Annotated in this window: 9 protein-coding genes; 5 read left to right on the top strand and 4 right to left on the bottom strand. The window is 40.4% G+C overall.

Annotated features, from left to right (window positions below; all coding sequences use genetic code 11):
• From L655_RS0114020 to L655_RS0114010, 3 genes are all read right to left on the bottom strand, one after another.
• The coding region (locus L655_RS0114020; RefSeq protein ID WP_024604010.1) for an IS66 family transposase zinc-finger binding domain-containing protein at positions 1-604 on the bottom strand (604 nt) is incomplete at its 3' end.
• A gap of 80 nt (positions 605-684) precedes the next feature.
• Complete coding sequence (gene tnpB / locus L655_RS0114015; protein ID WP_158001052.1) at positions 685-1029, bottom strand: IS66 family insertion sequence element accessory protein TnpB; 345 nt, start codon at positions 1027-1029, stop codon at positions 685-687.
• Between the two features lie 2 nt (positions 1030-1031).
• Entirely contained in the window at positions 1032-1373 is a 342-nt protein-coding gene (locus L655_RS0114010) for a hypothetical protein (RefSeq protein WP_024591408.1), read from the bottom strand.
• Positions 1374-1477: 104 nt separating this feature from the next.
• On the opposite strand from L655_RS0114010, the gene L655_RS1000000128530 reads away from it, so the two are divergent.
• Positions 1478-1582, top strand: coding sequence for a transposase (locus L655_RS1000000128530; protein ID WP_342626700.1), 105 nt, complete (start codon positions 1478-1480; stop codon positions 1580-1582).
• Between the two features lie 114 nt (positions 1583-1696).
• Complete coding sequence (locus L655_RS01000000125640; protein WP_342626699.1) at positions 1697-2203, top strand: transposase; 507 nt, start codon at positions 1697-1699, stop codon at positions 2201-2203.
• Between the two features lie 229 nt (positions 2204-2432).
• On the opposite strand, the gene L655_RS0114000 is transcribed toward L655_RS01000000125640, so the two are convergent.
• Positions 2433-2861, bottom strand: coding sequence for an Lrp/AsnC family transcriptional regulator (locus tag L655_RS0114000; protein ID WP_002958609.1), 429 nt, complete (start codon positions 2859-2861; stop codon positions 2433-2435).
• 194 nt (positions 2862-3055) lie between these two features.
• Here L655_RS0114000 and L655_RS0113995 point away from each other — a divergent pair, with 194 nt between their 5' ends.
• From L655_RS0113995 to astD, 3 genes are read left to right on the top strand one after another with little or no spacing between them, the layout of a single operon-like run.
• Positions 3056-4261 (top strand): aspartate aminotransferase family protein, encoded by a 1206-nt coding sequence (locus tag L655_RS0113995; RefSeq protein WP_024604521.1) that lies wholly within the window; start codon positions 3056-3058, stop codon positions 4259-4261.
• 50 nt (positions 4262-4311) lie between these two features.
• Complete coding sequence (astA, locus tag L655_RS0113990; protein WP_024598142.1) at positions 4312-5346, top strand: arginine N-succinyltransferase; 1035 nt, start codon at positions 4312-4314, stop codon at positions 5344-5346.
• A gap of 7 nt (positions 5347-5353) precedes the next feature.
• Positions 5354-6820 carry a succinylglutamate-semialdehyde dehydrogenase gene (gene astD / locus L655_RS0113985; RefSeq protein ID WP_024604520.1) on the top strand — a complete coding sequence of 489 codons (1467 nt, stop codon included), beginning with the start codon at positions 5354-5356 and terminating at the stop codon, positions 6818-6820.
• Positions 6821-6848: the final 28 nt, after the last annotated feature.

Below are 6848 nucleotides of genomic sequence, written 5' to 3'. Positions count from 1 at the left end.
TCTGTCGACTGAGTTCAATACCGTATTGCTTAAACATCGCTTCCTGGCGATACAGCGGTAACCCGTATTGGTATTTACTGGTGATAAGCTGACTGAGCAAACTGCTGGTTGCAATGCCTTTGTTGATGGGCATGGCAGGCATTGAGGCTTGTTTAATCTGTGTCTGAGTTGAGGATTTATCACAGTGACGGCAGGCGTATTTAGGCCTAATATGCTCAATCACTTTGATTTTAGCGGGTATGAACTCAAGCTTTTCTGACTTATCTTCACCCATTTTATGTAGCTCACCGCCACAGCAATCACAGGTTTTGTCGATGATGTCGTGAATAACCTGCTCACGAGGTAAGTCTTTTGGCAGTGCCTTACGCACCGGCTTTTTACGGGTATAGCTAATGGATTGTTGCTCTGCCTCAACTTCCTCAACAATTTCTTCCACTTCATTGAATAACTCGCCTTGCCCGGCAAAGCCTTCAGCACTTTTGCCGAATTGTTTTTGTTGGGCCAAGCTCCAGCGCTCTTCCAATGCCGCAATCTGGGCATCCTTCTGCGCTAACAGTTTTTCAAGTTCAGCAATGCGCTGTTTAAGGGCGAGTTCATTTTTCATGACGCCTATTTTAAGGCATCATCAAAGGCTTTGCAGTGCTAACTGAACTCACTTTGATGATCATCAATCGATCGCAAATATTAAAGCATTTTCTTACCTGCGACATCAATTTTACTGTGTCCAATCACATCATAACCCGATAATAACCAGTGTAATTGCTGCTCGCTTAAGGTCATGGTGGGTGACATGAGTTTGGGCCATTTGAACTTATGCTTATCTAATCGCTTATACCACAGTGCAAAACCGGTGTTATCCCAGTAAAGCAGTTTGAGTTTGTCACGGCCTTTATTACAAAACACAAATAGCGCACCACTGAGCACGGGTAGTTCAAGCTCTGCTTCCACCAACGCCGCCAGACCATTAATTGATTTTCGAAAATCAACGGCATCGGCACATAAATAGACGGTGGGTACATCAACGAACATCCTCATACCGTTAGCCCTTTAATAATGGCAACGATATCGGCCGTCGCTAAATCGATAGGAAACGTGAGTTGGCCGGTTAGCGTATCAAACTGCAGCGTATTTTGACGAGTTTGCGCGCAGACTTCAGTAGTTTGTTTTACCTGGACAAAACGTGATGATGTAAGGCACTGCGTGTGCACTGGCAAGGTGGAATTAGGCTGGTCTTTTGCCAGTAAAGCACGTTGTTTATAATAAGTCGTAATAGCGACATTATGGTGTTGGCAGAATTCAATATTAGTACCACTAAACGTACTGCGTTGCAGCAAAAGCTGCTGCCACTGTGCGCTTGTTCTGTAAGTTTTCATCACCTGCTCCGAATTTATCATTGAGCAGGTATTTTTAGATAATCAGAACATCGATGCTAGGTGTGGTTCGCTAGACGCTTACAGAACTTCCAACATTTAAAGAGTTGAAAGGACAGTTGTTACTTGCTGATAGAGGGTATTATTCAGGTAGTTATATTCATGAATTAGATAAAGCAGGAGGATTTTACGTATTAAGAGCTAAGGGGTGAAAAGCAGTCAGAGTACATAATGCTTTTAAGCAAAATGGACAGGAATTAACAGGAAGTCATTCCCCAAAGTTATGTGAATTGCTCCCCGAATTACCTAAAAATGATCTTATTGATATGAATGTTAGCATAAAAAACAAGCTAACAAGAGTCGTTGGGTATTGGTCAAAAAAAGAAAAACAATATACATTTTTAGTCACTAATTTATCTATTGATGAATTTACAGCGACTGAAATAGGCAAATTATATAGGTTACGCTGGCAGGTTGAATTACTTTTTAAGGAGTGTAAGTCTTATAATAATTTACGCGGCTTTCAAACATCAAACGCAACCTTACAAGAGGCGCTAATTTATGTAAGTTTAATAGTAACCACGCTTAAAAGGTTTTTAACTGGCTGTATTGAAAAGATATTCAAAACTGAAATGTCTACAATGACAGTAGCAAAAACAACGGGTGTTTGGTGGATTGGCATATTAACAGCGATTATTAGGAAGCATAGGAAAGGATTGTTAAATGCAGTTAATGCAGCATTTGACTTTCTGAGGAAAAATGCAGCTAGGGCACACCCCAAACGCGATCGAAAAACAGGAGTATTTCAGTATGGGGTAGAGCCAAATTTTTAAGGCTGTACTTAATATTTTTCTTAAGTACCTACCTATGACATCCATGTAAGTAGTAAATAAATCCTTGTCATATAATTACTAAAAACGCAATTACCAACTAATTTTAATTTTAGCACGCAAGATAAATAAATCAAGAATTTATAAACTATTTACTACACGTTATTTAGTAATGTTTATAGTCATTTCCAATATATAAACAGTATTAAACAACTCAGGGCTTAAATGGCGATTAACGCTTAAATTTAGTTTCTAAAATTACAGAAGATGTTGTGCGCTCTACTCCATCCAGATTTCCTATATCGTCTAGTAAATGGCTAAGCTGCTCTAAATTTTGAGCCTGTACTACAGCAATTAAATCAAACTCACCACTTATCGCGTAAAGCTGCGAAATTGCATCAATTTGCTTAAGCTCGATATTTGTTTTAGTTGTTAATTTTTGCCTTACTTTTATAGACACATGAGCTGATACCATTTTACTGAGGTAGTCGTCACCATAATCAACGCTATAGCCTTTAATTACACCCGTTTCTTCTAGTTTGAGCATACGGCTTTGTACCGTTGAACGAGATAAGTCAAGCATGCGAGCAAGATCAGAAATACTCGCTCTAGCGTTTGTTTTTAGTACAGAAAGTAGCTTTTCATCTTGTGGAGTTATCATAATGGTTATTTTCTTCGTTATTTTGTCTTTTATTTTAATCATTTTTCACAAAATAGCACTGCAATTTTAATAGCTAACCTTCGATAATGACCTTTACAAGAAATAATAACGTGTTTGCTGAAGAATAAAGGCTATATTCTTCTTTGAGTTAGCAACTAATCTTTTATCTAAGCCCATTAAATTTAGGTGTAAAAATGCAAGTAACAAGAGACTTATTTAACGACGTAATGGTACCAAACTATAATCCATCAGCAATCATTCCAGTTCGTGGTGAAGGTTCACGCGTTTGGGATCAAAATAACAATGAGTTCATTGATTTTGCCGGTGGTATTGCCGTTAACTGTTTGGGTCACTGTCATCCTGCATTAGTTAAAGCATTAAAAGAGCAAGGCGAAAAAATTTGGCATTTATCGAATGTTATGACTAATGAGCCAGCACTTCGTTTAGCTCAAAAAATGGTTGAAGCAACATTCGCTGATAAAGTTTACTTTGCAAACTCAGGCGCAGAAGCAAACGAAGCAGCCCTTAAGCTAGCGCGTCGCTATGCACTGGACGTATATGGCGCTGAAAAAACGCAAATTATTGCATTTAATAAAGGTTTCCATGGTCGAACATTTTTCACAGTCACTGTGGGCGGGCAAGCTGCTTATTCAGATGGCTTTGGTCCAAAACCTGCTGACATAGTACATTGTGATTTTAACGATATAGCGGCATTTGAAGCGCTGATCAGCGATAAAACATGTGCTGTTATGATGGAACCATTACAAGGTGAAGGCGGTATTATTTCACCAACAGATGACTTTGCTAAAAAAGTACGTGAACTTTGTACTAAACATAACGCGTTACTTATTTTTGATGAAGTACAAACGGGTGTTGGTCGCACAGGCGATTTATACGCTTATGAAGGTTTAGGAGTTGTTCCTGACATTTTAACAACGGCAAAAGCATTGGGTGGTGGTTTTCCAATTGGCGCTATGATCACTCGTACACCTATTGCTGAGCATTTAAAAATTGGTACTCACGGTTCTACTTATGGCGGAAACGCACTTGCTTGTGCTGTAGCCGAAGCGGCATTTGATACAGTAAATACACCAGACGTACTAAACGGTGTTAAAGAGCGCGAGCAATTATTCCGTGACGGATTAAACGCAATTAATGAAAAATACAACGTATTTAGCGAAGTACGTGGTAAAGGCTTATTAATTGGCGCAGTACTAAATGACAAATTTGAAGGCCGCGCACGCGACTTTTTAGTAGCCAGTGCTAATAATGGTTTAATGAACCTTGTAGCTGGCATGAATGTAATTCGCTTTACACCGTCTTTAGTTATTCCGTTTGAAGATATTAAAGAAGGCTTAGCGCGCTTTGAAAAAGCGGTTAGCGATGTAGTAAACGGTTAATATAGTTTAAATTAGCACGCCTACTGGCGTGCTATTGGAGCAAGCAATAAATGCAAGTATTACGTCCTATTACTGCCAATGATTTTGAAGCGCTTAAACAAATAGCAATTGAGTCAGGCCATGGGTTTACCTCTTTGCCTGTGGACGATGCACAGCTTAAAGAAAAAATTGAACGTGCTGAAAAAAGCTTTGCCAAAAACATTAACCAGCCACTTGATGAAAGCTATTTATTTGTTTTAGAAGACAGTGAAACAGGTGACGTTATTGGTACAACCGCTATAGAAGCTGCGGTAGGTTTATCGGTGCCTTTATATCATTATCATTTAGGTAAAACAGTACACCACTCACCTACTTTAAATGTATATAACACCGTTGATATTTTAAGCATGTGTAACGACTACACAGGCTGCTCTGAAATATGCACATTATTTTTGCGCGAAAATAGTCGTAAAGGCCTAACGGGTCGATTTTTATCGCGTTCACGCTTTTTGTTTATGGCTCAGCATAGCGAGCGTTTTGCCGATACTGTTATCGCAGAAATGCGCGGTGTTAGCGACGAAGACGGCCACTCTCCTTTTTGGCAATGGCTGCAAGAGCACTTTTTTAGTATCGAATTTCCAGAAGCGGATCACTTAGTGGGCTTAGGCGATAAAGTATTTATTAGCGAGTTAATGCCTAAGTACCCTATTTATGTGAACTTGCTTAGCAAAAAAGCCCAAGCTGTTATTGGGCATGTGCATGAAAAAACAAAACCTGCGCTAAAATTATTAGAAAAAGAAGGTTTTGAGCACAGAGGCTACGTTGACTTATTTGACGCAGGCCCAACGGTTGAAGCAAAGCTTGGTAATATTCGCAGCATTCGTGACTCTCAAGTTTGCCCTATTACTATTGGTGAGCTTGATCACATATCACAAAATAGCTCAGATACGCTGGCTGTATGTAATCAAGGCGTAAGTGGCTTTAGAGCAACATTTACCAAAGACGCACATTACAATCATGCAAAACATACTCTCGTCATTAGCCAAGATGTGGCTAAGGCGCTTAATTTAAGCCAAGGAGACGCAGCGCGATTTTTCCGCCTGTAAATAATTTATGAATACACACCTAATTAATAACCAGTGGCATACAGGCCTTGGCCCAGTATTTGAGTCAATCAATCCAAGTAATGGCGATGTGGTATGGCAAGGTAATGGCGCAAACGCTGATCAAGTAGATTCGGCTATAAAAGCAGCCAGAGCTGCGCAATTACAATGGGCAGACAAACCACTTGTAGAGCGTATAGTCATTCTTGAAAGCTTCGCAGCACAATTAAAAGAACACAGCGAAGAATTTGCGACCATAATTGCACGCGAAACAGGAAAGCCATTATGGGAAACCCGCACCGAAGTAGGCGCAATGACAGGTAAAGTAGCTATATCTGTAAAAGCCTACCATGAGCGTACCGGTACAACCGAAAACCCAATGCCCGGTGCTAAAGCGTTTATTAGACACAAACCGCATGGCGTTGTGGCTATTTTTGGCCCGTATAACTTCCCTGGGCATTTACCAAACGGACATATTGTTCCTGCAATTCTAGCTGGCAACACAGTGGTATTTAAGCCATCAGAGCTTACTCCGCACGTGGCAGAATTTACCCTCTCACTTTGGCTAAAAGCGGGCTTACCAGCGGGTGTTATTAACCTTGTGCAAGGTGAAATTGAAACAGGTAAAGCACTTGCCTCTCATAAAAATATAGATGGCTTGTTTTTTACCGGTAGCTCAAACACAGGTCACTTACTACATAAACAGTTTGCTGGACACCCCGGTAAGATTTTAGCGCTTGAAATGGGCGGTAATAATCCACTGATTGTAAAAGATGTGAGTGATGTAAGCGCTGCTGTGCACGATATTATTCAATCAGGCTTTACTACCTCAGGTCAGCGCTGTACGTGTGCACGCCGCTTATTTATTGAAAAATCAGCCAACGGCGATGCTATTTTAGAAAAGCTAATAAGCGCAACTAAAAATATAGTTGTAGACGACAGCTTTGCTACAGAGCAGCCTTTTATGGGTGCGATGATAAGCGAAAAAGCAGCACTGGGTATGGTTGCCGCGCAAAGTGAATTAGTCTCAAAAGGCGCGCAAATCCTTGTTGAACTTAAGCAATTAAAATCAGGCACAGGCTTTGTAAGTCCAGGCATTATTGATGTAACAAACATTACCGACATGCCAGATGAAGAACATTTTGGACCGCTAATTAAAGTGTATCGCTTTGATGACTTTGACAGCGCAATCATTGAAGCCAATAACACAAGCTTTGGTTTATCTGCAGGTTTATTGGCTGATAACGAAGATGACTACACTCACTTTTTAAAGCGCATCCGTGCCGGTATTGTTAACTGGAACCGCCCTATTACGGGTGCCTCAAGTGCAGCTCCATTTGGCGGTATTGGCGCCAGTGGTAATCACAGAGCCAGTGCCTATTATGCCGCCGATTATTGCGCATACCCTGTAGCATCTGTTGAGTCAGACAAAGTGAGCTTACCGCAAACCCTAGCGCCGGGCTTAATAATTGAATAAGTAATAAAACCAAATTTTAAATTTAAGG

This window comes from Pseudoalteromonas sp. TAE79 (assembly GCF_000498015.1).
In the GTDB taxonomy this organism is placed as follows: Bacteria; Pseudomonadota; Gammaproteobacteria; order Enterobacterales; family Alteromonadaceae; genus Pseudoalteromonas.
This window is presented reverse-complemented; position numbering and strand designations above follow the sequence as displayed.